The organism is Caulobacter soli, from assembly GCF_011045195.1.
Lineage (GTDB): Bacteria > Pseudomonadota > Alphaproteobacteria > Caulobacterales > Caulobacteraceae > Caulobacter > Caulobacter soli.
Map to the genome: position 1 here is coordinate 2,686,356 of NZ_CP049199.1, position 24,262 is coordinate 2,710,617.

25 protein-coding genes are annotated in these 24,262 nt (G+C 66.8%); 18 read left to right on the top strand and 7 right to left on the bottom strand.

Annotated elements, in window-relative coordinates; genetic code table 11:
• The first annotated feature begins 30 nt into the window (after positions 1 to 30).
• The 3 genes from G3M62_RS12540 (at position 31) to G3M62_RS12550 (ending at position 2,452) form a co-directional block, all read left to right on the top strand.
• Positions 31 to 621 carry a hypothetical protein gene (locus tag G3M62_RS12540; RefSeq protein WP_165187473.1) on the top strand — a complete coding sequence of 197 codons (591 nt, stop codon included), beginning with the start codon at positions 31 to 33 and terminating at the stop codon, positions 619 to 621.
• A gap of 75 nt (positions 622 to 696) precedes the next feature.
• Entirely contained in the window at positions 697 to 1,134 is a 438-nt protein-coding gene (locus G3M62_RS12545) for a D-Ala-D-Ala carboxypeptidase family metallohydrolase (protein WP_165187475.1), read from the top strand.
• 283 nt (positions 1,135 to 1,417) lie between these two features.
• The gene (locus G3M62_RS12550; RefSeq protein WP_165187477.1) at positions 1,418 to 2,452 is read left to right on the top strand and encodes a sensor histidine kinase; all 1,035 of its coding nucleotides are present in this window, start codon (positions 1,418 to 1,420) and stop codon (positions 2,450 to 2,452) included.
• A 132-nt stretch (positions 2,453 to 2,584) separates the two neighbouring features.
• On the opposite strand, the gene G3M62_RS12555 is transcribed toward G3M62_RS12550, so the two are convergent.
• Entirely contained in the window at positions 2,585 to 3,370 is a 786-nt protein-coding gene (locus G3M62_RS12555; RefSeq protein WP_165187479.1) for an alpha/beta fold hydrolase, read from the bottom strand.
• A gap of 279 nt (positions 3,371 to 3,649) precedes the next feature.
• On the opposite strand from G3M62_RS12555, the gene G3M62_RS12560 reads away from it, so the two are divergent.
• The 9 genes from G3M62_RS12560 (at position 3,650) to G3M62_RS12600 (ending at position 11,117) form a co-directional block, all read left to right on the top strand.
• Positions 3,650 to 4,315: a helix-turn-helix domain-containing protein gene (locus G3M62_RS12560; protein ID WP_165187481.1), complete on the top strand. Its 666-nt coding sequence runs from the start codon at positions 3,650 to 3,652 to the stop codon at positions 4,313 to 4,315.
• 344 nt (positions 4,316 to 4,659) lie between these two features.
• Positions 4,660 to 5,067, top strand: coding sequence for a DUF427 domain-containing protein (locus tag G3M62_RS12565; RefSeq protein ID WP_165187483.1), 408 nt, complete (start codon positions 4,660 to 4,662; stop codon positions 5,065 to 5,067).
• 77 nt (positions 5,068 to 5,144) lie between these two features.
• The gene (locus G3M62_RS12570; protein ID WP_165187484.1) at positions 5,145 to 5,756 is read left to right on the top strand and encodes an RrF2 family transcriptional regulator; all 612 of its coding nucleotides are present in this window, start codon (positions 5,145 to 5,147) and stop codon (positions 5,754 to 5,756) included.
• Complete coding sequence (locus G3M62_RS12575; protein ID WP_165187486.1) at positions 5,749 to 6,504, top strand: response regulator transcription factor; 756 nt, start codon at positions 5,749 to 5,751, stop codon at positions 6,502 to 6,504. The genes G3M62_RS12570 and G3M62_RS12575 overlap by 8 nt, the downstream gene beginning before the upstream one ends.
• Before the next feature lie 83 nt (positions 6,505 to 6,587).
• The gene (locus tag G3M62_RS12580) at positions 6,588 to 6,983 is read left to right on the top strand and encodes a response regulator transcription factor (RefSeq protein ID WP_165187488.1); all 396 of its coding nucleotides are present in this window, start codon (positions 6,588 to 6,590) and stop codon (positions 6,981 to 6,983) included.
• Positions 6,984 to 7,035: 52 nt separating this feature from the next.
• A complete protein-coding gene (locus G3M62_RS12585; RefSeq protein ID WP_165187490.1) occupies positions 7,036 to 8,712 on the top strand; it encodes a sensor histidine kinase in 1,677 nt (558 codons plus the stop codon).
• A gap of 114 nt (positions 8,713 to 8,826) precedes the next feature.
• Complete coding sequence (locus tag G3M62_RS12590) at positions 8,827 to 9,417, top strand: glutathione binding-like protein (protein ID WP_165187492.1); 591 nt, start codon at positions 8,827 to 8,829, stop codon at positions 9,415 to 9,417.
• A gap of 150 nt (positions 9,418 to 9,567) precedes the next feature.
• Positions 9,568 to 10,353: an SDR family oxidoreductase gene (locus tag G3M62_RS12595; RefSeq protein WP_165187494.1), complete on the top strand. Its 786-nt coding sequence runs from the start codon at positions 9,568 to 9,570 to the stop codon at positions 10,351 to 10,353.
• 5 nt (positions 10,354 to 10,358) lie between these two features.
• Entirely contained in the window at positions 10,359 to 11,117 is a 759-nt protein-coding gene (locus G3M62_RS12600) for an SDR family oxidoreductase (protein WP_165187496.1), read from the top strand.
• A gap of 61 nt (positions 11,118 to 11,178) precedes the next feature.
• Here G3M62_RS12600 and G3M62_RS12605 read toward each other — a convergent pair whose 3' ends face one another.
• Both G3M62_RS12605 and G3M62_RS12610 read right to left on the bottom strand, forming a co-directional pair.
• Positions 11,179 to 12,702: an FAD-dependent oxidoreductase gene (locus tag G3M62_RS12605; RefSeq protein ID WP_165187498.1), complete on the bottom strand. Its 1,524-nt coding sequence runs from the start codon at positions 12,700 to 12,702 to the stop codon at positions 11,179 to 11,181.
• A 105-nt stretch (positions 12,703 to 12,807) separates the two neighbouring features.
• Complete coding sequence (locus tag G3M62_RS12610; protein WP_165187500.1) at positions 12,808 to 13,566, bottom strand: SDR family oxidoreductase; 759 nt, start codon at positions 13,564 to 13,566, stop codon at positions 12,808 to 12,810.
• A 388-nt stretch (positions 13,567 to 13,954) separates the two neighbouring features.
• On the opposite strand from G3M62_RS12610, the gene G3M62_RS12615 reads away from it, so the two are divergent.
• Both G3M62_RS12615 and G3M62_RS12620 read left to right on the top strand, forming a co-directional pair.
• Entirely contained in the window at positions 13,955 to 14,422 is a 468-nt protein-coding gene (locus G3M62_RS12615) for a carboxymuconolactone decarboxylase family protein (RefSeq protein WP_246263264.1), read from the top strand.
• Positions 14,423 to 14,612: 190 nt separating this feature from the next.
• On the top strand, positions 14,613 to 15,032 hold the full coding sequence (locus tag G3M62_RS12620) for a hypothetical protein (RefSeq protein WP_165187502.1): 420 nt from the start codon (positions 14,613 to 14,615) through the stop codon (positions 15,030 to 15,032).
• 64 nt (positions 15,033 to 15,096) lie between these two features.
• Here G3M62_RS12620 and G3M62_RS12625 read toward each other — a convergent pair whose 3' ends face one another.
• The 4 genes from G3M62_RS12625 to G3M62_RS12640 all read right to left on the bottom strand — a co-directional run bounded on the left by G3M62_RS12625 (position 15,097) and on the right by G3M62_RS12640 (position 20,209).
• A complete protein-coding gene (locus G3M62_RS12625) occupies positions 15,097 to 16,104 on the bottom strand; it encodes a zinc-dependent alcohol dehydrogenase family protein (protein ID WP_165187503.1) in 1,008 nt (335 codons plus the stop codon).
• Between the two features lie 15 nt (positions 16,105 to 16,119).
• Positions 16,120 to 17,826, bottom strand: a complete 1,707-nt coding sequence (locus G3M62_RS12630; RefSeq protein WP_165187504.1) for a class I adenylate-forming enzyme family protein — start codon at positions 17,824 to 17,826, stop codon at positions 16,120 to 16,122.
• 31 nt (positions 17,827 to 17,857) lie between these two features.
• A complete protein-coding gene (locus G3M62_RS12635) occupies positions 17,858 to 19,042 on the bottom strand; it encodes an FAS1-like dehydratase domain-containing protein (RefSeq protein WP_165187505.1) in 1,185 nt (394 codons plus the stop codon).
• 108 nt (positions 19,043 to 19,150) lie between these two features.
• Entirely contained in the window at positions 19,151 to 20,209 is a 1,059-nt protein-coding gene (locus tag G3M62_RS12640) for an AraC family transcriptional regulator (protein ID WP_165187506.1), read from the bottom strand.
• 115 nt (positions 20,210 to 20,324) lie between these two features.
• On the opposite strand from G3M62_RS12640, the gene G3M62_RS12645 reads away from it, so the two are divergent.
• From G3M62_RS12645 to G3M62_RS12660, 4 genes are all read left to right on the top strand, one after another.
• Complete coding sequence (locus G3M62_RS12645; RefSeq protein WP_165187507.1) at positions 20,325 to 20,861, top strand: nuclear transport factor 2 family protein; 537 nt, start codon at positions 20,325 to 20,327, stop codon at positions 20,859 to 20,861.
• Positions 20,858 to 21,721: an SDR family NAD(P)-dependent oxidoreductase gene (locus G3M62_RS12650; protein ID WP_205691861.1), complete on the top strand. Its 864-nt coding sequence runs from the start codon at positions 20,858 to 20,860 to the stop codon at positions 21,719 to 21,721. The genes G3M62_RS12645 and G3M62_RS12650 overlap by 4 nt, the downstream gene beginning before the upstream one ends.
• A 15-nt stretch (positions 21,722 to 21,736) precedes the next feature.
• Positions 21,737 to 22,645, top strand: coding sequence for an SDR family NAD(P)-dependent oxidoreductase (locus G3M62_RS12655; RefSeq protein ID WP_165187508.1), 909 nt, complete (start codon positions 21,737 to 21,739; stop codon positions 22,643 to 22,645).
• A gap of 117 nt (positions 22,646 to 22,762) precedes the next feature.
• Positions 22,763 to 24,211, top strand: a complete 1,449-nt coding sequence (locus G3M62_RS12660) for an amidohydrolase (RefSeq protein ID WP_165187509.1) — start codon at positions 22,763 to 22,765, stop codon at positions 24,209 to 24,211.
• The last annotated feature ends 51 nt before the right edge of the window (positions 24,212 to 24,262 follow it).

Consider the following 24,262-nt stretch of genomic DNA (forward strand, 5'->3'; position numbering starts at 1 on the left):
CGCAACCGCGCCGAGTGCTCATCTTGCTGAATGCAGGTCGCTCCTCCCAGCCACGATCTCCTGGTTCACGCCCGCACGATGATCAGCATCATCATGGGCCTGAGCCTGGCGCGCCTGCTGAACGGCGTCGCCGGCCTGATCCAGCACCCGAAGAGGGAGCACCTGTGGTGGCCCCACCTGTGCTGGGTGCTCTACATGATGGTCTCGATCACCGCCTTCTGGTGGTGGCAGTTCCAGTTGAGCGAGCTGCGGGTCCTGACCTTCGAGACCTACATCTTCCTGATCGCCGAAGCGGCCATGCAGTTCCTGCTGTGCAGCGTGATCTTTCCCACCGAAATCAGCGAGTACGACGGATACGGCGACTACTTCATGTCGCGGCGGGCCTGGTTCTTCGGCCTGCTGATCGTCAGCCTCCTGATGGACATCCTGGACACCCTGCTAAAGGGCCTGCCGCATTTCCTGGGTCTCGGCCCCGAATATCCCATCCGGATCGCCGTGATGGTCGGTCTGTGCCTGGCGGCCTGCTTCATTCTCAGCCGTCGCTTCCACACGCTCTTCGCCGGAGGCGCGTTGATCTATTTCGCGATTTATGTCGCTCGCCACTACGGCCACATCCAATAGGCCGCCACGCCAATAGTTCCCGCTTGGATTGTACGATTTAGACGCTAACCTTCCGCGAGATCAGGAGGGGCGGCCATGAAGCTCAGCGCGCATTTCTCGCTCGAGGAATTCATCATCTCCAGCAAGGCGCTGTCGATGGGCGTCAAGAACGACCCGACACCGTCACACCTGCAGAATCTGAAGCACCTGGCCGAACGCATGGAGGCGGTGCGAGCGCTGTTCAACAAACCGATCGAGATCACCAGCGCCTACCGCAATCCCCAGGTCAACGCGGCCGTCGGCGGCGTGCCCACCTCGGCCCACGCCCTGGGCCATGCCGCGGATTTCCATGTCGACGGCCTAAGCGACCTCGAGGCCGCCAAGCGCGTCCGCGACAGCGGGCTGAAGTTCGATCAGCTGATCTACGAGAAAAGCCGCTGCGTGCACATCAGCTTCGACCCCAAGCTGCGCCAACAGGTGTTGCGCCAGCCCGGCGGGCCAGGCTCGGCGGTCTATAACGGGCTGGAGCCCTAGGCCCGCGCCCGAAGCCGCGATCCAGGCTCAACGACAGGATGGTCGCCGAGGCCATCTCCCAAAATGCTCTGGAACCAGACGCCTTCGCCTCGCATTTGGCGACCAGTATTCAGTACACCCTCAAACGTTGCGTCCGGACTATAAGTTCGAAGTTTCGTGCGCGCGGCGTCAGGTCAGTGCGTTCTTTTCCAAAGCCGCATGGCGCGAGCCGTGCAAAGATGACTCGCGCGACACACGTGGGCAGAACACAGGACTGAATACCCAAATGCATACGGCTCAGGAAATGAGCGAATGGTCCGCCTTTAGTTTGCACGAATCCATACTCGACAGCGTCGTGGCGAATGTGGCGATCCTCAACGACAAGGGCGAAATCATCGCGGTGAATGACGCCTGGATGCAGTTCGCTGAATTCAACGCGTTGCCGCTGGATGATTACGGACTAGGCGTCAACTATATCTCGCTTTGCGAAGGCCTGGACGCGCCCGATGCGGTGGAGGCCAGAAAAGGCTTGCGAGATCTGCTGGCGGGCGAACCCGGACCTCTGCGCTACGAATACCAGGTCAACATGGCCAACGGTCCGATCTGGGTGCGCATGACCGCGACGCGCATCTCGCGTGACGACAGGACCCTGGTCATCCTGACGCTCGAGGACATCACGGTTCAGCGCCACACCCAGGCCGCCCTGGGTCGCGCCACGGCCTCCCTGCTGCACGCCGAGGACGACGAGCGCCGACGCATCGCCCGCGAGCTCCACGACGGCACGGCCCAATACCTGACCGGGGCCAAGCTGATGCTGAGCGCCATGAAGGTCGAGGGCCGCGCCGAAAAGGTGCGGGTCGAGGTCGAGGCCCTGCTGGTCAACGCCCTGGAGGAAATCCGCAGCCTGTCCTACGTGCTGCACCCTCCGGCGCTGGAGGAGATGGGCCTGGGCCCCGCCATCCGGCAGATGGTCGAGGGCTTCGCGCGCCGGACCGGCCTCAGCGTCCAGATCGACATCGCCGACGATTTTCCGAAGATGGCCCGGTCCACGGAGGTGGCGCTGTATCGCGTCGCCCAGGAGGCCCTGGCCAATGTCCACCGTCACGCCGGCAGTCCCCGCGCCACCATCAGCCTGCGCCAGGCCGGCGAGATGGTGCTGCTGGCGATCCGCGACTATGGCGTCGGCTTGCCGGAGAACGCCGCGCCCGTTCAGGGCGTGGGCCTGGCCGGCATGCGCTTGCGGCTGGAGTTCGTCAGCGGCCACATCTCGCTGACCAGCGCCCAACCCGGTGTCCTGGTCGAAGCCTGGGCCCCGTTCCTGCCGAAGGGCGAGGCTTAGCGGCTCGCGACATCACAGGTTGCGGTAGCTGGGTCCGTCCCCGACGATGACCACTCCTCGGTCATCGTCTCCAGCTAGCGGGTTCGGATTCTGGCCCGGCGTATTCCTGGCCGATGACGATCGGGTCGAGGCTCATCGCGCCGAGGCGGCGTCCTCGATCAGAGTGGCGACCTGGTCGGGGTGCGAAACCATCAAGGCGTGAGAGCCCCCCTCGACGGCGACGGTTTTGCGCGCCTTGGCCCGTTCGGCCATGAACCGCTCGGTCTCGGCGGGGATGTTGCGATCGGCCGAGCCGTAGATCACGTAGGACGGCAGCCGCTTCCAGGTCGGCGCCGTGGCCATGTCGGACAACGCGCGCCCGGTCACCGGACGCTGGGTCGCCGCCATCAGAGCCGCCACGCCGGCTGGCACGTCGGCCGCGAACTGGTCGTGGAACTTGGTGGGCTGGATATAGAAGTCCTCGTCGCCGTCCGGCAGCACCACCGGGGCCAGGGCCGTCGCCAGCGTGCCGCCCGGGAACTTGCCCGACAGCGACAGGGCCGACTCGCCCGTGTCGGGCAGGAAGCCGGCGACATAGACCAGAGCCTGGACATTGCCGTTCCCTTCGGCCGCCTCGGTGATCACGCCGCCGCCATAGGAATGACCCACCAGGACGACGGGGCCGGGAATGGACTTGACCAAGGCCGACACCGACGCGGCGTCCGAACTCAGGCTACGCAGGGGATTGGCCGCGGCGATGACCCGATAGCCGTCGCGATCGAGCCTCGACACCACGCCGTTCCAGCCCGAGGAATCGGCGAACGCCCCATGCACCAGCACGATCGTCGGCTTGACGTCCGGCCCCGCCGCCTGGCTCGCCGCGACGCCGCCAAGCGCCAGGACGGCGACCAGAGACAGGGTTTGGAGGGTCTTGCGCATCGTCATCTCCGTGGATCGGCCAAGTCGGCTCAGGACCCAAAGGATGCGCGTCGGCATGGGCCCGGCCCATCTCGCGAAAGGACCCGCCCTCCCCCTGCCAAGGTCTAGGGTCGTCGCGCCGAGGGCATGACCGCGTCACCCAATTCTCCAGGGTGATAGTCCGCCGGATCATGACTTCGCTCCCGCACGTCACGGACATAGCCTCACGCACGGCGTGACGCTGAAGGTCGTTCGCCCCTAACCCACGGTATAGGGGCGGACCATCCTTCAGTCGGATCGATGCGGGGCGTCGCCGTCCATATCCTCATCCTCGAACCGTTCGTTTTCCCACCATTCCGGGGCGGCGAACGCGAAGGCAGAGACGGAACCCGCGCCATGGAGCCAGCAACCTTCTTTACGGACACGGCGGCTCGCGGCCAGCGCGCATCATCCGTTTCCGGGTCCTCGGCGACTGAACGGACCGTAGCCATGCTCCTGGCCGGCGCCCTGGAGCAACTCACGCCAGAACAGACGTCCGCGAAGGCCAAGCTGACCGCCGCCATCCAGATCGTGGGCGGCCGGCCCGACTCCTTTCCGCGTTCCGGCGGGCTGGCTCCATGGCAAGCCAACCGGCTGATGACGCATATCGACAAGAACCTCGACACCCAACTTCGCCTGGACGAGGCGGCGGCCCTGGTCCGGATCAGCGCCAGCCACTTCTCCCGCGCTTTCAAGAAGACGTTCAGCCAGCCCTTCTCGCGGTACGTAAGGGTGCTGCGGCTGGAGCGCGCGCGCGTTTTGCTGACCACCACCGATCGGCCGATCAGCGACGTGGCGCTAGCCTGCGGCCTGGCCGACCAACCTCACCTCACGCGCCTGTTCCATCGCCAATATGGCGCACCGCCGCATGCCTGGCGGCGCGCGCATGGCCGCGACGCCCGCCGCATGGAGAGCGAGCCAATCTGATTGGCTTGGAGAAGCTCCCGCGCCCAGGCCCGGAGTTCGAGCGCCCTCCGTCCTCCGCCCGACCTATCCCTTAGTCTAGTCCAGCCAAGGCCTTGCGACGTGAAGAGGTTCGCCGAGCGTATAATTTCGAGCCAGCCGGCGCTGCCCTATCCCTAAGGTCGAGCCGTGTTAATCGGACGTGGCGGGGATGGCGAACGCAAGAGTTTTTCCGGTTTCATCTTGCGACCAACGAAACGGTAGACGAGCGCCCAACCTGTCCGGCTCACCCGACCTCAAGCGCGGCGACGGGCATTGCTTCCCGTCGGCGCGTCTCGTCTCAAATTGAGCTTCAGAACAGGTGCGACATGACGACTTCCGAACCCGCTCCGACCTTCACGCTCGTCCACGAGCCAACCCGCGTGCGCGCTCTGTTCGAGGGCCATGACATCGCCGACAGCGACGACGTCATCGCGCTGCGCGAGGCCGGCCATCCGCCCGTCTACTACTTTCCGCGCAAGCACGTGTTCATGGTCTTCCTGAGCCAGACCGACAAGGTCACGCACGATCCCGACAAGGGCGACGCGCGCTACTTCACGATCTATCGGGACCAGCACATCGTCGACAACGTCGCCTGGTCCTACGAAGCGCCCAACGCACCCTTCGCCGCGATCGCGGACCGTGTCGCCTTCTCCCCGGCCCATGTCGAGTTTCAGGTCCACGGCCGTTCCGCCGCCGACACCGAAGCCGAGGACCGGGACGTCGATATCGGCTGAGTCATGGCCTCTGTCGGGATCGCGACTTGCTCGGATCGAGGTGCGGCGTTATAACGCGGACTCAAGACGGAGGCGTTATGACGACCATCAGCGAATCCTCGAGGCGCGGTCCTCGCGCGGCCTCGCCGACCGCCGGTCAGAGCCTCTACGGCGCCGCCGCCGAATACGGCCTTCACTGCCTGACCTGGCTGGTCGGACGGGAAACACCCGCCAGCAGTCGCGATCTCGCCGAGCTTCAGGGCGCGCCCGCGTCGATGGTCGCCAAGATCCTGTCCAAGCTGGAAAAAGCCGGCATCGTCGCGTCGACCGGCGGCATCGGGGGCGGTTACCTGCTGGCTCGTCCGCCCGAGGCCATCACGGTGCTGGACGTCGTTGACGCGATCGACGGGCGCAGGTCGGTCTTCAACTGCAAGGACGTGCGCGAGAACTGCGTGCTGTTCAGCGGCGGCGTCCCCGCCTGGGCCAATCGCAGCGTCTGCGGCATCCACGCGGTCATGCTGCGCGCCGAAAAGAGCATGCGCGCCGAAATGGCGCGGACCAGCCTGCTCGCCATCGTCCAAGGCGTTCCCGCCCCATCCGAATTCGTCCCCGAAGTCAGCGGCTGGCTGGATGCTCGGGTGGCGACGCGAGAGCAAACACGGATCACGGCCGTCAGGGCCGGAGCGCGCAGGAGGTCTACCGATGGCTGAACTCATCTCGCTGACGGTCGGTCGCGGCGCGATCCCACTGTCCTCCAGCGGCGCGGCGCGAGGTTCGAGCAGCGCCGAACGCGGCCACGACGCCTCAGGCGCGGAATCCCACATCATCGAGTCCGCGCCATTGGTCATCGTTGTCGACGACGACGAGGCGGTTCGCCTCTCGATCTGCGAACTGATGGAGTCGGTCGGGATCGACGCGGCGGGCTTCGGCTCGACCCGCGAACTGATGGAAGCCGACGTCCTGGATCGCCCCGGATGCATGATCCTGGACGTGCGGATGCCGGGTCTGAGCGGGCTGGATTTCCAGAGCCACCTGGCCAACCACGGCATCGTCACCTCGATAATCTTCCTGACCGGCCACGGCGACATCCCCATGACCGTGCAGGCGATGAAGGCGGGCGCGGTCGAGTTCCTGACCAAGCCGGCGCGGGACCAGACCCTGCTGGACGCTGTCAACCGGGCCATCGCCGCCGATCTGGCCAAGCGCGGCGACGCCCGCGCCGCGCGTCAGAACGCCGCCCTGTTCCAGACCCTGACGCCGCGGGAGCGCCAAGTGATGCGAGCCGTGGTGCAGGGCGCGCTCAACAAGCAGATCGCCTACGAGCTGGGCATCACCGAAGTGACCGTGAAGCTCCATCGCAGCAGCGTGATGAAGAAGATGCAGACCCCCTTCGTCACCCACCTCGTGCGTGCGTGGCAATCCCTGCCCGACAACCTGCGCGACGAGATCCCCAGCTAGACTTTCGTATAGCTAGAACCGGACGGGGAACAGGACAATGGATAGGGCCAACGACCAAGTCCCGCCGCGTAAAGGCTTCCAACTTGTCCCCAGCGCCTCTGTTCGCGATCATCGACGACGACGAGGCGTTGCGTCAGGCGTTGGCGGAGCTTCTGGAGGTCTTCGGCTACGACTGCCAGACCTTCGACGGCGCGGAGAGCTTCATGGCCGCGCACGGACCGGGGCGTTTCACGGCCGTGGTCACGGACCTCAATCTGATGGGCGAAAGCGGACTGGCGCTCCAACGGCGCTTGCGCCTCTCCGAGCCGACCCTGCCGGTGATCGTCATCTCGGCCCAGTCCGATACCGCCACCCGGGCCCGCGTCCTGGACTCCGGCGCGGTGGCCTATCTCACCAAGCCCATCAACGATCAGGTCCTGCTGAGGCACCTGGTCGCCGCCTTGAGCCGCTCCGACGCCCCGCCACCACCCGCCGACTGAACAGCGCCATCAAGCCGCTCGTGGCATGGCGAACGAGCCGCGAGAGGCGAGTATGGAACTGACCCACTATTCACCTGCCGGCTCCTCCAGCCTTCCTCGCGTCGGCGAGGATCCCTGCTGGCGGTTCAGCATCGCCGTCGCGCGACCGCTGCTCGCGGAGGCCGCCCTGGGCGCAACCGCCGATCCCGTCTGGCACCAGGACCGGCTGGAACGCGCCCTCGACGCGGTACGCGTGCTCGACGTCAATGACGCGGCAATCCGGCTGTTTGGCCTGGCCGGCGATCGCGAACGCCTGACGGCCCGTCCCATCGCCAGCCTATGGCCCGAGCAAGGCCGGGCCGCGCTGGCCGATCTGCTGTCGGCGCTCGCCGCCGGCGGTCCGCAGGCGACAGAGACCCGGGAAATCGGCGTGCTGGGCCCGTTGACCGACGTCGTCCTGACCGGTTGGCGCGCCGGTGACGCCCGATGCTCGGACACCGTCTTCGTCCGCATCAGCGGGACGGAGAATCCGTCGAGCACCGTGCTGGAGCTGATGGCCAGCCAGGACCGCTATCACAACATGATCTCGGCCTTGCCCCTGCCGCTGCTGCAGGTGGATGCGCGGCCTGCCGGGCGCATCTTCGATCGCCTGCGGGCCAACGGGATCACCGATATCGACGCCTATCTGCGCGAACACCCGGAACTGGTCGAGATCGCCTGCGACATCGTCCTGGTGACCGACGCCAACAAGGAGGCCGTGGCGCTGCTGGGCGCGCGCGATCGGTCCCAACTGATCGGCCCCGTCGCCTATGTCTTCACCGGCACGCCCGGTTCGGGACGCCGCGTGACGATCGCGCACTTCCTGGGGCTGCGGAACTATGTCGAGGCGTTCAAGATCAAGAGCTTCGACGGCCGCCTGCTCGACGTGACGTTGATGATGACCTTCCCGGTGGCGGGCGAACGGCTGGACACCACCCTGATCATGATGGTCGACAACACCGCGCGCCTGGGGGCCGAAGCCCGGCTGCGGCAGGTCGAGACCGACTTCCGCCACGCCGCGCGCCTGTCGACCCTTGGCGAGCTGACCGCGTCGATCGCCCACGAGGTCAAGCAGCCCCTGTCGGCCATCCTGACCAATTCCGAAACCAGCCAACGCTGGCTGGATCGCGACGAGCCCAACCTGCCCAAGGTACGGCAGCTGACCGAACGCATCAGCGCCAGCGCCCGGCGGGCCAGCGACATCATCGAGCGTATCCAGGACATGGCCGGCAAGCGCGAGCCCGTACGCACCCGGCTCGATTTCAACGAGGTCGTTCGCCAAGCCCTGGTCTTCATTCGTCACGAGAGCGATGACAAATCGGTCAAGGTCGCCTTGGCGTTCGGCGGGGGCTTGCCCCCCATCCTGGGCGACCGGGTTCAGCTACAGCAGGTGGTCGTCAACCTGCTGGTCAATAGCATCCAGGCGATGCGGTTGACCGATCGCGACCAACGCGACATCACGCTGGCCACCGATGTGGACGACGCCGGCCGAGCGAGACTTACCGTGCGCGACAGTGGCCCCGGAATCCCGCCGGACGATCTGGAGCGTGTCTTCGAAGGCTTCTTCAGCACCAAGGAAGACGGCATGGGCATCGGCCTGGCTATCTGCCAGTCGATCATCGCCGCCCACGGCGGAACAATCACGGCGGCCAACCATCCCGAAGGCGGCGCGGTGTTCAGCGTTGTCATCCCGGCCGCGGCTCAGACCTGAAATCGACCTGTACGTCGGTATGGGTCGCCCTGTTCCTTCGCTCCAATCACGCCCACCCGAACCCCCGACGTAACCTCGTCTCTCAAACCAACGCTTCGCGGGAGACCTGTCCTCATGAAACTCTACTACGCCATCGGCGCCTGCAGCCTCGCCGACCGGATCGCCTTGGCCGAGGCCGGCATTCCCTGCGACTTCGAACGGGTCGATCTGCACGCCCGGATCACCGAGACCGGGGCGGATTACGCCGCCATCAATCCCAAGGGCTATGTGCCCACCGTGGTGCTCGACGGCGGCGACATGATCACCGAGAACATCGCCATCCTTTCCTGGATCGCCGAGCAGTCGCCGAAGCTGCGCCCCGAAGGCCCGCTGGGCTGGTTTCGACTGCTGGAAGCCCTGGCCTACATCTCCACCGAGGTGCACAAGAGCTTCCATACCTTCTTCATTCCGGACGTCACCGAGGCGGAGAAGGAGAAGGCTCGCGCCCTAGCCACGCTGCGCCTGGACTATCTCGCCGCCAGCCTGAAGGACGACTACCTGCTGGGCTCCAAGCTCACCGTGGCCGATCCCTACCTGTTCGTGATCATGACCTGGGCCAAGCCCAACGGCGTGATCCTGTCTCCGCCACTGACCGCCTATTTCGAGCGCATGAAGGCCCGCCCCGCCGTCGCGGCGGCCCTGGCCAGCGAGGGCCTTCAGGTCTAGCCGCGTTTCCGGCCGGGTCGCACCGCCGCGCCCGGCCGACACCTATACGGCGGTATAGCCTCCCCTCGCCCTTTCACCCAATCGACCCCATCCCGCCCCGAGTCCTAGCCTTTCCGTCATGGCCGACCGGCCTTGATGGAGGGATCCGAGATGAAGATCGTGGTGGTTGGCGGCAGCGGGCGGATCGGAGAGAAGCTCGTCTACAATCTTCGTCAGGAAGACTACCGCGTCCTGGAGGCTTCGCCCTCGTTCGGTGTGAACACCATCACCCGCGAGGGCCTGGATCAGGCTCTGACCGGCGCCGAGGTGGTGGTCGACGTCACCCAGTCGCCGTCGCTCGACGGCGCGGCGGCGCGGGCGTTCTTCGAGACCTCGGGCCGCAATCTGCTGGCCGCGGCCAAGGCGGCGGGCGTCCGACGCCACGTCGCTCTGTCGATCGTCGGAACCGATCGCCTGCAGGCCAGCGGCTACTTCCAGGCCAAGAAGATCCAGGAGGACCTGATCAAGGACTCCGGCCTGCCCTACAGCATCCTGCGCTCGACCCAATTCTTCGAATTCATCAGCGGCGTGGTGCAGGACGGATCGGCCCGCGACGTGGTCATCTCGCCCGCCCGCGTGCAGCCGATCGCCGGCGAGGACGTGGCCGAAACCCTGGCCGATCTTGCGCTGAGCGCCGCTCTGAACGGTACAGTCGAGGTCGCCGGCCCGGAACGCTTCCGGCTCGACGAACTGGCCACCGAGGTTCTGACCGCCCTGGAGGATCCCCGCCGCGTCTTGCCCGACCCTGACGCGCCCTATTTCGGCGCGCGGCTGAACGACGAGTCCCTGCTGCCGGGCCCCACGCCGCGCATCGCCTCGACCCGCTTCCACGATTGGCTGAGCGCCAGCCTGCAAGGCTCGCCGATCGCTCCCAAGTCCACGCGCAGGCAGGGGTGAACGCCATGAAGATCGTAGTCGCAGGCGGAACCGGCGTCGTCGGTTCCAAGCTCGTCGATATCCTCCGCCGCCGAGGCCACGAAGTCCGGATCGCGTCCCGAGCGGCTGGGGTGGATGTCCTGACCCGGCAAGGGCTGGACGACGTCATGGTCGGCGCCGAAGCGGTGGTCGACGTCCTCAACGCGCCGTCGTTCGACGACGAAACGGCCATGAGGTTCTTCGAAACCTCAAGCCGCAATATCCTTGAAGCGGCCGCCGCCGAGGGCGTGCGCCACTATCTGGCGCTGTCGATCGTCGGCTGCGAACGCCTGCAAGCCAGCGGCTATTTCCGAGCCAAGCTGGCCCAGGAGAAGTTGGTCCAGGCCGGCGGCGTGCCCTATTCCATCCTGCGCTCGACGCAGTTCTTCGAGTTCCTGGACGCGGTCGTGGACGACAGCCTGGACGGCGACGCGGTGCGGCTGGCCCCGGCCCGGGTGCAGTTCATCGCCGCCGAGGACGTCGCCGCCGCCCTGGCCGATATCGTCGAGCGCGCCCCGGCCAACAACACGATCGAAGTGGCGGGTCCCGACCTGTTTCGCCTCGACGACCTGGTCCGCCGCTTCCTGGCTGCTCGGCGGGATCAGCGCCCTGTCGTCGCCGATCCGGCCGCGCTCTATTTCGGCGCGACACTCAACGACGAGACCCTGATCTCGGGCGCCGTCCCGCGCTTCGGCCACACCGAGTTCGATCTGTGGCTCCGGCGCGCGGGCAAGACCGCCGCCTGAGCTCCAACGTTTCGCGCGCCCCCGGAATACCGAGGGCGCGCGAAGCCATTGAAGTCCCGCCTCAACCTGCGACGAAGGCCTGGGCCGCCTTCAGCGAGGCCAGATCGCGATTGACCGTCGCGACCGCCACCACGCGGCCGTCCTTCAGATAGGCCACCTCGGCGTCCCGATCGATGACAGAGCCGGTCACCTCGATGGCGTGCCAATCCTCGGCGTGACCGACATAGCGGATCGTCAGGTCGTAGTGGGCGCTCCAGAAATACGGCGGCTCGCCGGCGGTCTCCAGGCCGAGCATGGCGGCGGCGGCGGCCTGTCCCTGGCGCTCGGCGACGACCCAATGCTCGACGCGGATCGGCGGCCCGCCCACCGGGCTGGGATAGCGGGCGATATCTCCGGCCGCGAAGACATGCGGATCGCTGGTGCGCATGGCGGCGTCGACCATGACTCCGCGATCCATCGCCAGACCCGCGGCCTGAGCCAGTTCCAGCCGCGGCTTGACTCCGACGCCAAGCACGACGAGATCAGTCTCGACCACCGAGCCGTCATCCAGCGTAAGACGCTCGCCGTCGAAGCTGTCGACCTTGCGGCCCAGGTGGAAGCGAACGCCGTGCTGGTCATGCGCCGCCTTGATCAGGCCACCCAGCTCGGCGCCGAGCTTGCTTTCCAGCGGCGTGGCGTCGGGGCCGATGACATGGACCTCCAAGCCGCGCAGGCGCAACGACGCCGCGGCTTCCAGGCCGATGAAGCTGGAGCCGACCACGGCGACACGAGCGGCCGATTTCGACGCCGTGATCAGCCGGTCACCGTCGGCCAGGCTGCGCAGCAGGTGAACATTGTCGTGGTCGAAGCCCGGCGGCCGGTTCGGCTCCGCGCCCGTGGCCAGCAGCAGCGCCTCGTAGGCCAGGGTTTCGCCGCCCTGCAGCGTCACGACGCGGGCGGTCGTGTCGATCGCCTGGACCCATGTGTTCGTGCGCAGGATGATGTCGTGCTCCCGATAGAAGTCCTCGCCCTTCAGCGGCATCCAGGACGGGTCGGCGTCGCCTGAGAGGTAGTCCTTCGAGACGTTCGGTCGGTCGTAGGGCGCGTCCCGGTCGGCGCTGAGCATTGTCAGGGCGCCGGTGAAGCCGAGATCCCGCAAGCGCTGGGCGGCCGCGAAGCTCGCCGCCCCACCACCGACGATGACGATGGATTTGGGATCGTTCGACGCGTCGCGATCCGGCGCCAGACTTTCGCCTCCGGCGGGCAGTTTCTCGCGGACGAAGACGCGGTCGCCCTCCGCCTCGACCTTCCAACGGTTCAGCGGCGCCAAGGCCGGCGCCTTCAGGGCCAGGCCCGTGCGCAGGTCGAAGCAGGCGTGATGCAAAGGACAGTTGATGGTGTGGCCCGTCCGCAGGCCGTCATGCAGCGCGCCGCTGTAGTGGGTGCAAGCCCCATCCAGGGCGACGATCGCGCCGTCCACTCGGGCCAGGATCACGGGATCCTCGCCGACCAGCCCCGCGAACACACCGTCGATGGGGATCTCGTCGACCGCCACGCCCTGGGTCAGGTCGGGGCGAGCCGACGCTTCGGGGTTCGAGCTGGTCATGGCGTCATCCTGTAAGCGCGCGGGCGCCGGGTCGTGAAACAGACCTCGTCCGCAAAGAGTTGCGCCCAGCCGCGATGGGGAGCAAGGCGGCTGGGCGTCGGTCGATCAAACGGCGGTCGGGACGTTGTCGCTCAGCCAGTCCTCGAAGGTGGTCAAACCCAGGGTTGGATGATCCCCGGGGGTCAGCGACCGCGCCTCCAGCTCGACGCCGAAATAGGACGCCTTGGGGTCCGATACGACCTTCCGCGTGTCGCCCTTGGCCTCTAGGTAGCGTGCGACGAACTTGTCCAGGCCGAAAGCGGCGGGCCCGGCGACCTCGACAATGCCGTTGACCGGCTGACCCAAGACGACGTTGGTCAGCGCGGCGGCCACGTCGCTGGCGGCGATCGGCTGGACCAGGGCGGGCGACACGTGAACCTCGTCGCCGACGAGGCCGGCCTGGACGATCCCCGCCACGAACGGGAAGAACTGGGTCGAACGCAGGATCGTGTAGGGAAGCGTCGAGGCCCTGATCAGCGCCTCCTGAACCAGCTTGGCGCGGAAATAGCCGCTGTCCTGCAGGCGCTCGGTCCCGACCACCGACAGGGCGATGTGATGCTTGACGCCCGCGGCCTGGCCGGCCGCCATCAGGTTGCGGCCCGAGGTCAGGAAGAAGTCGAGCGCCGGGGCGGCGTCGAACACCGGAGAGTTAGCGACGTCCACGACGATGTCGGCCCCGACTAGGGCCTCGGCCAGACCTTCACCGGTCAGCGTATTGACGCCGGTGTTCGGCGCGGCCGCGACGGCCTCGTGACCCAGGCGGGCGAGATTGGCGACCACGCTTGAACCGATCAGGCCGGTTCCACCGATAACGACGATCTTCACTGCTCTTCTCCTCGGCTTTAATGCTCCAAGGATGTTATGATTATCTACAGTCAGTCATATCGATACTATGGACGATGAAAACGCATCACCGAAAACCGAGAACACAGGAAAGATGTCGATCGACCTAGACTAGCGATGAAGTCTTGGACAAGAACCAAGACGGCCTTCCGCCGTCGAACAGCCCAGCCTCGACCGCAGGCGTAAACCCAGGCCGCGTTCCCATGCCTGGCCTCGACCTCGGGATAGGTTGACGGCGGCCTCGCCGCCCGAGGATCGCGCGCGCCGCCTACACCAAAGGCGTAGAGCGCCGCCCTCCGCGCACGATGGCCCACATCCCGCCTCGCCGAGCACTGTGGCGTCATCTTCACCGTCCAGAGAGGAAACGACGATGACCCTGACCCCGCGCTTTGCGCCCTTCAAGCTCGTGCCCGACGTGACCAAGGCCATGCTCGCCGTAGAAACCGCCTTGGGCGAGAGCGGCATCGAGCACAGCCTCGGTGAACTGGTCCGCCTGCGCGCCTCGCAGATCAACGGCTGCGCCGTCTGTATCTACATGCACGTGCAGGACGCCCGCTCGCACGGCGAGACCGACCTGCGCATCCAGATGCTGGACGCCTGGCGCGAGTCCCCGCTCTACACCGACCGCGAACGCGCTGCCCTGGCGTGGACCGAGTCCCTGACCCGCATCGCCAAGACCCACGCGCCGGACGCTGACTATGACCTGGTCAAAAACCAGTTCAGCGAAGCCGAAATCGCCGCGTTGACGATCATCGTCGGCCAGATCAACGCCTGGAACCGTCTGCAGATCGCCGCCCGCGCCGCCCACCCGGTCCAGGCCGCTTCCGCGGCCGCCTAGTCGAACGGTCCAAGATCGCGTCGACACCCTCCCCCCAAGCTCGACGCGAGAAGGCGGTTCTCCTCCCCCGCAGGACAAGCGCCGCCTTCAACCGCGCCCCGGCTCCACAGCGCGCCGGGGCGCGGCCCCCTTTCGGGCTCGCCACACCAAGCAGCGCCTCCAGGCCACGGCCCGGCGCGAGGAGATCGCCATGATGAAATCCGCCTGCATCACCCTGGCCGCCGTACTCGGCGTCGCCGCCGTGGCCAACGGCCTGCTCATGTTGATCGCGCCCGAAAGCTGGTACTTCGCCGTGCCCGGCGTGACCACGACCGGCCCGTTCAACCAGCATTTCATCCGCGATATCGGGCTGATCTTCATCCTGATCGGCGCGGCCTTCCTGGTCGGGGCCCGCAGACCCGAGGTTCGCCTGTTCTTCTGGGCGGCACCGACGATCTGGCTTTCGGGCCACGCCCTGTTTCACTTCTGGGAGGTGGCCGTCGGCATCTGCACGGTCTCGGTCCTGCCGCGCGACTTTCCGGCCGTCACCCTGCCGGCGATCCTTGGCTGGGTGATCACGATCTGGACGGCGCGCGCCAGTCGAACAATCGCCGTCGTTCCCAGCCGCTGAGTCGACGACGCCAGCGCGGCGCTCGAAACCTGATCAACGCCGTGATGGCTACCCAAGGCGGCTCCTAGATCTCGACGCAGACCTTCCCGAAATGCTTGCCGGACATCAGATGCGCGACGGCGGCCGACAGTTGCTCCAGCGGAAAGCGGCTGTCGATCACAGGCTTGATCCCATGCGCCTCGATCGCGCGCACCATGTCGATCTGATCGCGTCGGCTGCCCACGGTGACGGCCTGCAGGCGCAGTCGTTTGGCCTGGACGATGGCGAACGGCATGGTGTCGATATCGAAGCCGCCGACCGCGCCGACGATGGCGATGTGACCGCCGGTGCGGGCGGCGATGAAGGACTGCCGGATTGTATGCGGCCCGCCGACCTCGACGACATGTTCGGCGCCTCGGCCGCCCGTCAACGCCAGCACCGCCTCGCCCCAGGCCTCGGTTTCCCGGTAGTTGATCAGATGGTCGGCGCCCAGAGCCCTCAAGCGGTCCAGCTTGTCCGCGCTGGACGAGGTGGCGATCACCGTGGCGCCGGCGGCCTTGGCGAATTGCAGCGCGAACAGCGACACCCCGCCCGTGCCCTGAACCAGCACGTGATCGCCCGGCTTGACCTGTCCGTCGGTGATCACCGCGCGCCATGCCGTGACGCCGGCGCATGGCAGGGTCGCGGCTTCGACGTGACTGAGCCCCTTGGGCGCGTGGGTGAAATGGGTCGCCGGCCGCGTGACGACCTCGCAGGCCAGACCGTCCGCTGGCCCGCCCGGAGTGTTGTCCAGGTCGACGCGGTCCATGTGGCCGTCCAACCATTTGGGATGAAAGACACTGACGACGGCGTCGCCTAGCTGGAAGCCGCCAACGTCCGCCCCAACGTCCGTGACGACGCCAGCGCCGTCCGAGAGCGGAATGAGGCCGTCGCGCACGGGGAAGAAACCATTGGCGACCAGGCCGTCCCGGAAATTGAGCGAGGCGGCGTGAACCTTCACGCGGATCTCGCCCGGTCCAGGCGGATGGGCCTCGGCGCTGGCCAGTTGCAGCTTCTCAACCTCGGCCGACTGTCGCACCCGCATGGCTCGCATGGATCGGATCATCCGTCAGGACGTCAGGCGTTCGAGCGCCGCGGCGGCCAGCTTGCGCAGATCGGCGATCTTGACCTTGGCGCTGCCCGTCAGTTGCAGGTCGTCCTCGGCAAAGAACAGCACGCGGCGCGGCGTCTTGTAGCTGGCCAACTTGGCGCGAGCGAAGTCACGCACGGCCGCTTCGTCCAGTTGGGCGCCGTGGTGGCGTACGATGCAGGTGACGACGATCTCGCCGAGGGCGTCGTGCGGCACGCCCACGGTCTGGGACAGCTTCACGCCCGGGCAATCGCCGATGACGCTGTCGATCTCGACGGGCGAGACATTGGCGCCGCCGGTCTTGATGATGTCGTTGAGCCGCCCCTCCCAGAACAGACGGCCCGCCGCGTCGACATAGCCTCCGTCGCCAGTGCGAAAATAACCGCCCTGGTCCAGGGTCTCGTCGAGCGGCGTTCCCAGATAGCCCAGCATCAGGGTCGGTCCCTTGATCGCGATCTCGCCGCGTTGGCCCAGCGCCGTGGCCTCGCCCGTCAGGGGATCGACGATCTTCAGGCTGTTGCCGGGAAAGGGGCGGCCATGACTATCGCCGGCGGTCGATCGCGCGGTGTTGGCGGGATAGCCCGTGCTGAGGGTGAAGGTTTCGGTGCTGCCGTAGCAGTGACGTGGTTCGACCCAGGTCGTCTCGACACTGGGATGGCGCGCGATGGGCGAGTCGATGTCGATGTAATCCAGCGCCGACAGGTCAGCCGCGCTCCAGTTGGCCGCCTCCTCCAACTGTGCCCACTGATGGGGCCAGGCGAACAGAAAACTGACCCTCTCGGTGACCATCAGATCCACAGCCTCCTCGGGTTGGAAGGTCTTTTGCAGCACCAGCGCCCCGCCGGCGGCGAGCACGGCCCCGACCACCATGGCGAAATTGCCAGACCAGAAGAAGCCGTTGGCGGTCCAGGCGCGGACCCCGTCGCCCAAGCCTTGCTGGCGGCGCATGCGCCACAGTTGGATGCTCACCCCGCGATGGGCGCTGAGAATGCCCTTGGGCTTGCTGGTCGAGCCCGAGGAGAAGAACAGCACGCCCGGGTCGGCCGGCTGGACGGTGGCGGCCCGCACTTCGACTTGAGCGACCGAGATCTTCGCGCCGCGCGCCAGGAACACATCCCAGGGCTCGATCGCGCCGTCCTGCTCGCCATCGACGACGGCGATCCACCGCAGGAATGGGAACTTCAGCGAGGCCAGTCGGCCAGGCGCCGCTTCGCCGATCGCCGGCTCCAACTCGCCCAGGATCGCCGCGAAGTCCTTTTTCAGCACCCGCCGTTCCAGCAGCAGCACCGAACAGGCCGAAGCCCCGACCAGATAATCCAGCTCGTCCGGCGTGGAGAAGGTGCTGAGCGGCGCGGCCACGCCGCCGGCCAGGGCCGCGCCGAACACCGCCGACAGGAACTCCGCCCGGTTGGTCATCAGCACGCCGACCCGCTCGCCCTTGCCCAGACCGCAGGCGACCAGAGCGCGGGCCACTTCGAGAGATCGCGCCCACAGATCCTGATACGACCACCGTTCGAGCGCGCCATCCGCGCGACGCTGCACCAGCGCCTCGCGATCGCCATGGGCTTGCGTCACCTCCCGCAGGAAGCCCGGCAAGGTCAGCGCGCCGAGCCCTGGCTCCTCCGACAACGGCGGACCATGCACGATCGACACCGAGCGGTCCGGGACGAACTGGTGATCGCTCATCGAAGAGTCCTGGCTTGAACCGACGCTTGCCTTAGTAGGGCAGCTCGACCTCGTTGAGCGAGGTGACGATCGTCTTGCCGTCCTGGTCGGTCATCCGAACCTTGATCTGGACCAACGGCACGCCCCATTCCGAGCGTTCGATCTTGGCCACCACCTCGCCCTCGATATAGGTGACGTCGCCCTCGAAGGCGGGGCTGCGGAACTCCGACTTGGCATGGCGCACCAGGCCGTCATGGCCGGCCCACATGGCCAGGTAGTCGGTGTTCCAGGCCGCCATGGTCGCCCCGTAGCCATAGGCGCGGACCATGCCGATCTCGCTGGCTCGGCCGTCGTCGATGTGGCCGCGCGAAGGGCCGACGTAGAGACCATCACGCAGGCGCGGATCGATCATCGCGCCCTCCTCATCGAAGCTGAAGCCTTCGATCCACCCCATGTCCTGGCAGACCCACGGGTCTTCGACGCCCTCCGGCGCGGTCCAGTAGAAGCTGCCCCAGATGTTGAAGATGAAGGCGCGATATTCGGTGGTGAAGCTGGCGATTGAGTGTGGGCCGATCACGCGGCGCGGCAGCTTGTCGCCGACCTTGACCGCCTCGAAGTGCGGAGACTTGCCTTCGCGGTTGGACATGAACCACTCGCGGCGCAGCTTTTCGACCTCGAGCAGTTCGGCGTTCGTCCATTTCTTGGCCGCGCCGACCGTCGAGGCGTAGACGCCGCGCTTCTCGGCTTCTTTGGCCAGGTAACGGATCACCGTCGGGCAGGACCGGGCGATCAGGTCGCCGCGCTGGTTGCGGTGGATGGTGTCGCCGCGCTGGAACACTGTCGGGCCGGCGAACTTGGTCTCGGCGACCTTGTAGTCGGTGAAGATCCGCTCGTGGAACATCTGGTCGCCGGGGCGGATGTGCGTGCCGTACCACCACCACTCCTCGCCGCCGAAGATCATGTGCTGACCTTCGATGCGCCCAACACAGGCCTGGTTGTTGCCGTGACCATAGTCCAGCGCCACCGCCATCGACTGCGGGGCGATGATGTCGCCGAACTTGGTCTGGCTGGCGAAGCGCTGATCCCAGTGCAGCGGGTTGACGTAGTCCAGCGCCATCACCCAGCGGCGGATGTCGGTCTTGTTGCAGGGTTCCCACAACTGACCGCCGCCAACCTTCTGACCCAGGCGCCGCTCCAGTTCGCTGAGGTCGAGTTGAACCGTTTCCGAATCCGCCATGAGTTCCTCCGTCCACGCTCGGTCGTCACGATCTTGCGCCGTGCGCCCTTGAAGCTGGTGTGCGGCACGGCGACACCGCTCGACTTGACGAATTTCGACAGACGCCGGCTATCGCGCCTCGGCGATCAGCGTCGGCGTGGAGGCTCGCACCCGAGTGGGCGATGCGGAAAACCATCGATGGCAGGTGCGCGTCATCACCGACTGTTCCGCGAAACCCAGGCGTTCGGAAATCCTGCCGAAGTCCAGGTCCGTACGCTGCAGGTAGTAGATCATCAGATCGCGGCGAACCTCGTCCTTGATCTTCTGAAAGGACGTTCCCTCCGCCTTCAGGCGTCGCAACAGGGTCTGGGGATGGAGGCCGAGCTCGGCGGCGACGCGATCGGCCCGGCAAAGCGCCGTGCCCAGGAAGCGCATGATCACGCCGCGCACCTGGCCGTGTAGCGGCGGGCGACGATGGCTGAACGTGGCGTCGACGAACGAGGTGGCGGCTTCATAGACGCTGGCGTCGCGGGTCACGATCGGCGCGGCCAGGTCCCGCTCCGAATAGACCACGCCGTCCACCTGCTGGCCGAACAGAACTTCGCAACCGAAATAGCGTCGATAGATCTTCGGTGAAGAGATGGGCTGATGGCGGAAATAGATCTTCCGCGCTCGGGCGGCGCCGTCGGTGATCTCGATGGCCGAGAGGTGGCCAACCAGAAGAATCTGCTCCATCCCCTGGCTCCTGAGCGGCGCGTGGTCCAGTAGGATGTCGTGGCCCGCGAACACGGCGCCGTGGTCGGGCCAGCGCTGCAACCAGACTCGCGCCGCCAGGCTGTGGGCGGCGGTGTGACGGCTGACATAGTCCAGCGCTTCGCCGAACGTGCGCGAATTCCTCATCACCGTGCCGAGCGGACCGAACATCCGGCCGCTCTGCAGGGTGGCCAGGCGCATGCCGAAATCCGGACAGCCCACGGCGTCGGCCATGATCTCGAGAAGCTTGAGCACCTGACGGTAGGTCACCTCCGCAGCGGGCTGGATGCCGACTCTGGCCATCAACTCGGCCGGATCGCCGCCCAGGGTCGTGACCAGATCCGGGAAGAACCGCAGCAGATTGGCGTGAACGACGTCGAAGGCCTGGCCGTCTTCGTCTCGCGCCGCGCCGTCCTTACTATCTCCGCTCGTCATTGCCCCAACCGAACCGATCTGTCGAAATTGGTCAAGCGATCCTCGCGCGCCCAGGCGTAATCAAGAGCCCAACGACCGCGCATCCGTGGATGCCGGCGGACCAAGGGAGCGAGACATGGCGAGCGCCGAGGAACTCAACGGCTTTCTGGATCGCGAGAAGATCCGCGACTGCCTGGCGCGCCTGGCCCGGGGCGAGGACCGTCGCGATCCGGCGCTGATCACCGCCGCCTACTGGCCTGACGCCACCAATGACTACGGAGTGTGGTCCGGCGACTTCCCCGCCTATCTGGCCTGGGTTGTTCCCGGCGCCGACGCCATCAAGGTGACCCAACACGTGCTGGGTCAGAGCCTGATCGATCTGGACGGCGACACCGCCCGGGTCGAGACGCACGTCAATTCCTACCATCGCGTCGACATGGGCGCGGGCGATCGTGACACCCTGATCGGCGGCCGTTACCTGGACCGGCTGGAGAAGCGCGACGGCGAATGGCGCATCGCCGAACGCACGCTGATCTACGACTGGTATCAGGACTTCGGCGCCTCGATCGACTGGTCGCAGGGCGTGATGGGCATGCCGTTCAGCGCCGAGCACTTCTCGGGCCGGACGCGCGGCGACTTCAGCGAGACCTTCTTCGGCAAAAAGGGCGCGTGATCGTGCCGGGCGCCCTGACCGGCAAGGTCGCCGTGGTGACCGGCGCCAGTCGCGGCATCGGCCGGGGCGTGGCCCTGGCCCTGGCCGACCAGGGTGCGACGGTCTACGTCACCGGCCGCACGGTCACGCCTGGCGTCGCGCCCCTGCCCGGCACGGTGGGCGAGACGGCCGCGGAGGTCGACCGTCGTGGCGGCAAGGGCTTGGCCGTCCAGGTCGATCACGCCGACGACGCCCAGGTTGCCGCTCTTTTCAAGCAGGTCCAACGCGAGCAGGGCCGGCTGGACCTGCTGGTCAACAACGCCATCGCCCTGCCCGCTTCGATGACCGACCGCGTGGGGTTCTGGGAAAAGCCGCTCGCCAATTGGGAGATGATCGACGTCGGCCTGCGCTCCAACTTCACGGCCGCCTGGCACGCCGCCCAGATCATGGTTCCGCAAGGAACGGGCCTGATCGTCGCTCTCTCAGGCTATGTCGGGGTGACCTACACCTATGATGTGATCTTCGGGACCTGCAAGGCGGCGACCGACCGCATGGCCCGCGACATGGCCATCGAGCTGAAGGCCCACAACGTGGCCTCGCTATCGCTGTGGCAGGGCTTTACCTACACCGAGCGCGCGCAGGAGAACCTCAAGACGGTTCCCGGCATGGCCTCGCAGCTCAACAGCGCCGTCGGCAGCTCGGTCGAGTTTCCCGGTCGGGTGATCGCCGCGCTCGCCGCCGATCCCGACATCATCAAGCGCACCGGCGGCACCTTCATCAACGCCGAGTTGGCGCAAGACTACGACGTCACCGACATCGACGGACGCACGATCCCGTCGCTGCGGGCCGAGCGCGGCGCGCCGATCTGGACACCGGTTTAGAACGAGGAACGCACCATGCCCGGACACAAGTTTCACAACCGCGTGGCGGTGATCACCGGAGCCGGCCGAGGCCTGGGTCGCGAATACGCCCTGCTGCTGGCCTCCAAGGGCGCGAGGATCGTGGTCAACGATCCCGGGTCCGCGATCAAGGGCGACGGCGTCGACGCGGGTCCCGCCGAAGCGGTCGTCCAGGAGATCCGGGCGGCCGGCGGCGAAGCCGTCGCCTGCCTGGAGTCGGTGGCCACGCCCGAGGGCGGCGCGGCGATCATCCAGGCCGCGCTGGACGCGTTCGGCCGGATAGACATCCTGATCCACAACGCCGGCAACGTCCGCTACGGCTCGCTGGAAGAGATCCCGCACGAAGACTTCAAGGCGGTCGTCGACGTCCACCTGATGGGCGCGTTCAACGTCGTGCGCGCGGCTTTCCCGATCATGGCCGAAGCCGGCTATGGCCGCGTGGTATTGACCTCGTCGATCGGAGGCCTCTACGGCACCAACAACGTCGTCAACTACGGCGTCTCCAAAGCCGGGATCATTGGCCTGAACAACGTGGTCGCCATCGAGGGCGCGCCCAAGGGCATTCTCTCGAACATCATCCTGCCCGGCGCCGTCACCCGGATGGCCGAGGGCCTGGACACCTCGATGTACCCGCCGATGGGCGCGGACCTGGTGGCGCCCGTCGTCGGCTGGCTGGCTCACGAGTCCTGCACCGTCACCGGCGAGATGTTCGTCTCCATGGCCGGCCGGGTCGCCCGCGCGTTGATCGCCGAGACCGAAGGCGTCTATCGTCCGTCCTGGTCAATCGACGACGTCGCCAACGAGATCGACGCCATCCGCGACACCGACCGACTTTGGCTCCTGCCCAGCGTGTCCGGCTACATGGACCACCTCCAGCGCAGCTTCGAGATGGCCAGCAAGGGCTGACGAGACGGTTTTTCCCGCCTTGAAGGTGATGGTTCGTCCGCGCCTTACGTCTTGATCAGCGCGTCGAAACCTGGCGCCGACAAGAAGGGTGGAACTTTGAAAACTTCGTGGTTCGCAATGGCGCTTGCATCGACAAGCGTTCTCGCCGTCGCCGCTCAGGCCGCGCCGATCAAGGAGGCCGATCGGGCCGAACTGATCCGCCGCGTCGACGCCCGTCAGCCGCAGCTATCGGACGCGGCCATGAAGATCTGGGACTATGCCGAGCTCGGCTACATGGAAACCAAGAGCTCGGCCCTGTTGAAGGATCAGCTGACCGCGGCCGGCTTCACGGTCACCGCCGGCGTCGCTGGCGAACCGACGGCGTTCATGGCCAGCTTCAAGACGGGACCGGGTCCTGTCGTGGCGGTGCTGGCCGAGTACGACGCCCTGCCCGGCCTGGCCCAGGCGGCGAGCCCGGAAAAGACTCCCCTCCCCGGTCGCGACGCCGGTCACGGCTGCGGCCACAACCTGTTCGGCGCGGCCTCGGTCAACGGCGCCATCGCCCTGAAGGAATGGATGGTCGCCCACGGCGTGAAGGGTGAGCTGCGCGTCTACGGCACGCCGGCCGAGGAAGGCGGTTCGGGCAAGGTCTACATGGTGCGCGAAGGCCTGTTCAAGGACGTCGACATCGCCATCCACTGGCACCCCGGCGACGCCAACAGCGCCGCCCAGGCGCCGTCCCAGGCCAACCTGTCGGGCAAGTTCCGCTTCCACGGGATCTCCAGCCACGCGGCGGCCTCGCCGTCCAAAGGGCGCTCGGCCCTGGACGGCGTCGAGATCATGGACGTGGCCACCAACTTCCTGCGCGAGCACGTGCCGGACGGCACGCGGATCCACTACGTGATCACCAACGGCGGCAAGGCGCCCAATGTCGTGCCGGACTTCGCAGAGGTCTATTACTACGTCCGCCACGTCGATCCGAAGATCGTCCGCGAGGTCTGGGACCGGGTCGAGAACGCCGCCAAGGGCGCGGCCCTAGCCACCGGCACGACGGTCGACTGGGAGATCACGGGCGGCGTCTACAGCATGCTGCCCAACGACACACTAGGCCACGCGATGGACGCCAACCTGCGCCGCGTGGGCGGCGAGCAATGGACCGCCGAGGAAACCGCCTTCGCCACCAAGCTGGCCGCCACCCTGCCCGGCGGCGGCGGCGACCTGGCCTCGGTCAAGACCGTCGGCGCCTATGATCGCGGCTCGTGGATCAGCGGCGGTTCGACCGACGTGTCGGACGTCAGCTGGAACGTGCCGACCGTCGGTCTGGTCACCGCCACCTTCGTGCCTGGCTCGCCCGGCCACAGCTGGCAGAACGCCGCCGCCGCCGGCACGACGATCGGCGTCAAGGGCGCGGTCGTCGCCGCCAAGTCGATCGCCCTGACCGGCGCCGACGTCTTCAGCGACCCCAAGCTGATCGCCTCGGCCAAGGCCGAGCTCAAGCAGCGCCAGGGCGCGAACTTCGTCTACAAGCCCCTGTTGGGCGATCGCTCTCCGCCGCTGGACTATCGCAAGAACACCGGCGCCGAATAGCAAAAGGGCCGCTCCTCGGATGAGGAGCGGCCCTTCTTCTTGGCGTGAAGT

Excerpts from the sequence above, each read along its gene's own strand:
- G3M62_RS12640 (WP_165187506.1), bottom strand. The coding sequence starts at position 20,209 with ATGACGAGCGGAGATAGTAAGGACGGCGCGGCGCGAGACGAAGACGGC.
- G3M62_RS12550 (WP_165187477.1), top strand. The coding sequence starts at position 1,418 with ATGAGCGAATGGTCCGCCTTTAGTTTGCACGAATCCATACTCGACAGC.
- G3M62_RS12630 (WP_165187504.1), bottom strand. The coding sequence starts at position 17,826 with ATGAGCGATCACCAGTTCGTCCCGGACCGCTCGGTGTCGATCGTGCAT.
- G3M62_RS12585 (WP_165187490.1), top strand. The coding sequence starts at position 7,036 with ATGGAACTGACCCACTATTCACCTGCCGGCTCCTCCAGCCTTCCTCGC.
- G3M62_RS12615 (WP_246263264.1), top strand. The coding sequence starts at position 13,955 with ATGACCCTGACCCCGCGCTTTGCGCCCTTCAAGCTCGTGCCCGACGTG.
- G3M62_RS12645 (WP_165187507.1), top strand. The coding sequence starts at position 20,325 with ATGGCGAGCGCCGAGGAACTCAACGGCTTTCTGGATCGCGAGAAGATC.
- G3M62_RS12605 (WP_165187498.1), bottom strand. The coding sequence starts at position 12,702 with ATGACCAGCTCGAACCCCGAAGCGTCGGCTCGCCCCGACCTGACCCAG.
- G3M62_RS12660 (WP_165187509.1), top strand. The coding sequence starts at position 22,763 with ATGGCGCTTGCATCGACAAGCGTTCTCGCCGTCGCCGCTCAGGCCGCG.
- G3M62_RS12590 (WP_165187492.1), top strand. The coding sequence starts at position 8,827 with ATGAAACTCTACTACGCCATCGGCGCCTGCAGCCTCGCCGACCGGATC.
- G3M62_RS12570 (WP_165187484.1), top strand. The coding sequence starts at position 5,145 with ATGACGACCATCAGCGAATCCTCGAGGCGCGGTCCTCGCGCGGCCTCG.
- G3M62_RS12595 (WP_165187494.1), top strand. The coding sequence starts at position 9,568 with ATGAAGATCGTGGTGGTTGGCGGCAGCGGGCGGATCGGAGAGAAGCTC.
- G3M62_RS12555 (WP_165187479.1), bottom strand. The coding sequence starts at position 3,370 with ATGCGCAAGACCCTCCAAACCCTGTCTCTGGTCGCCGTCCTGGCGCTT.
- G3M62_RS12635 (WP_165187505.1), bottom strand. The coding sequence starts at position 19,042 with ATGGCGGATTCGGAAACGGTTCAACTCGACCTCAGCGAACTGGAGCGG.
- G3M62_RS12565 (WP_165187483.1), top strand. The coding sequence starts at position 4,660 with ATGACGACTTCCGAACCCGCTCCGACCTTCACGCTCGTCCACGAGCCA.
- G3M62_RS12625 (WP_165187503.1), bottom strand. The coding sequence starts at position 16,104 with ATGCGAGCCATGCGGGTGCGACAGTCGGCCGAGGTTGAGAAGCTGCAA.
- G3M62_RS12540 (WP_165187473.1), top strand. The coding sequence starts at position 31 with ATGCAGGTCGCTCCTCCCAGCCACGATCTCCTGGTTCACGCCCGCACG.
- G3M62_RS12655 (WP_165187508.1), top strand. The coding sequence starts at position 21,737 with ATGCCCGGACACAAGTTTCACAACCGCGTGGCGGTGATCACCGGAGCC.
- G3M62_RS12600 (WP_165187496.1), top strand. The coding sequence starts at position 10,359 with ATGAAGATCGTAGTCGCAGGCGGAACCGGCGTCGTCGGTTCCAAGCTC.
- G3M62_RS12575 (WP_165187486.1), top strand. The coding sequence starts at position 5,749 with ATGGCTGAACTCATCTCGCTGACGGTCGGTCGCGGCGCGATCCCACTG.
- G3M62_RS12620 (WP_165187502.1), top strand. The coding sequence starts at position 14,613 with ATGATGAAATCCGCCTGCATCACCCTGGCCGCCGTACTCGGCGTCGCC.
- G3M62_RS12545 (WP_165187475.1), top strand. The coding sequence starts at position 697 with ATGAAGCTCAGCGCGCATTTCTCGCTCGAGGAATTCATCATCTCCAGC.
- G3M62_RS12560 (WP_165187481.1), top strand. The coding sequence starts at position 3,650 with ATGCGGGGCGTCGCCGTCCATATCCTCATCCTCGAACCGTTCGTTTTC.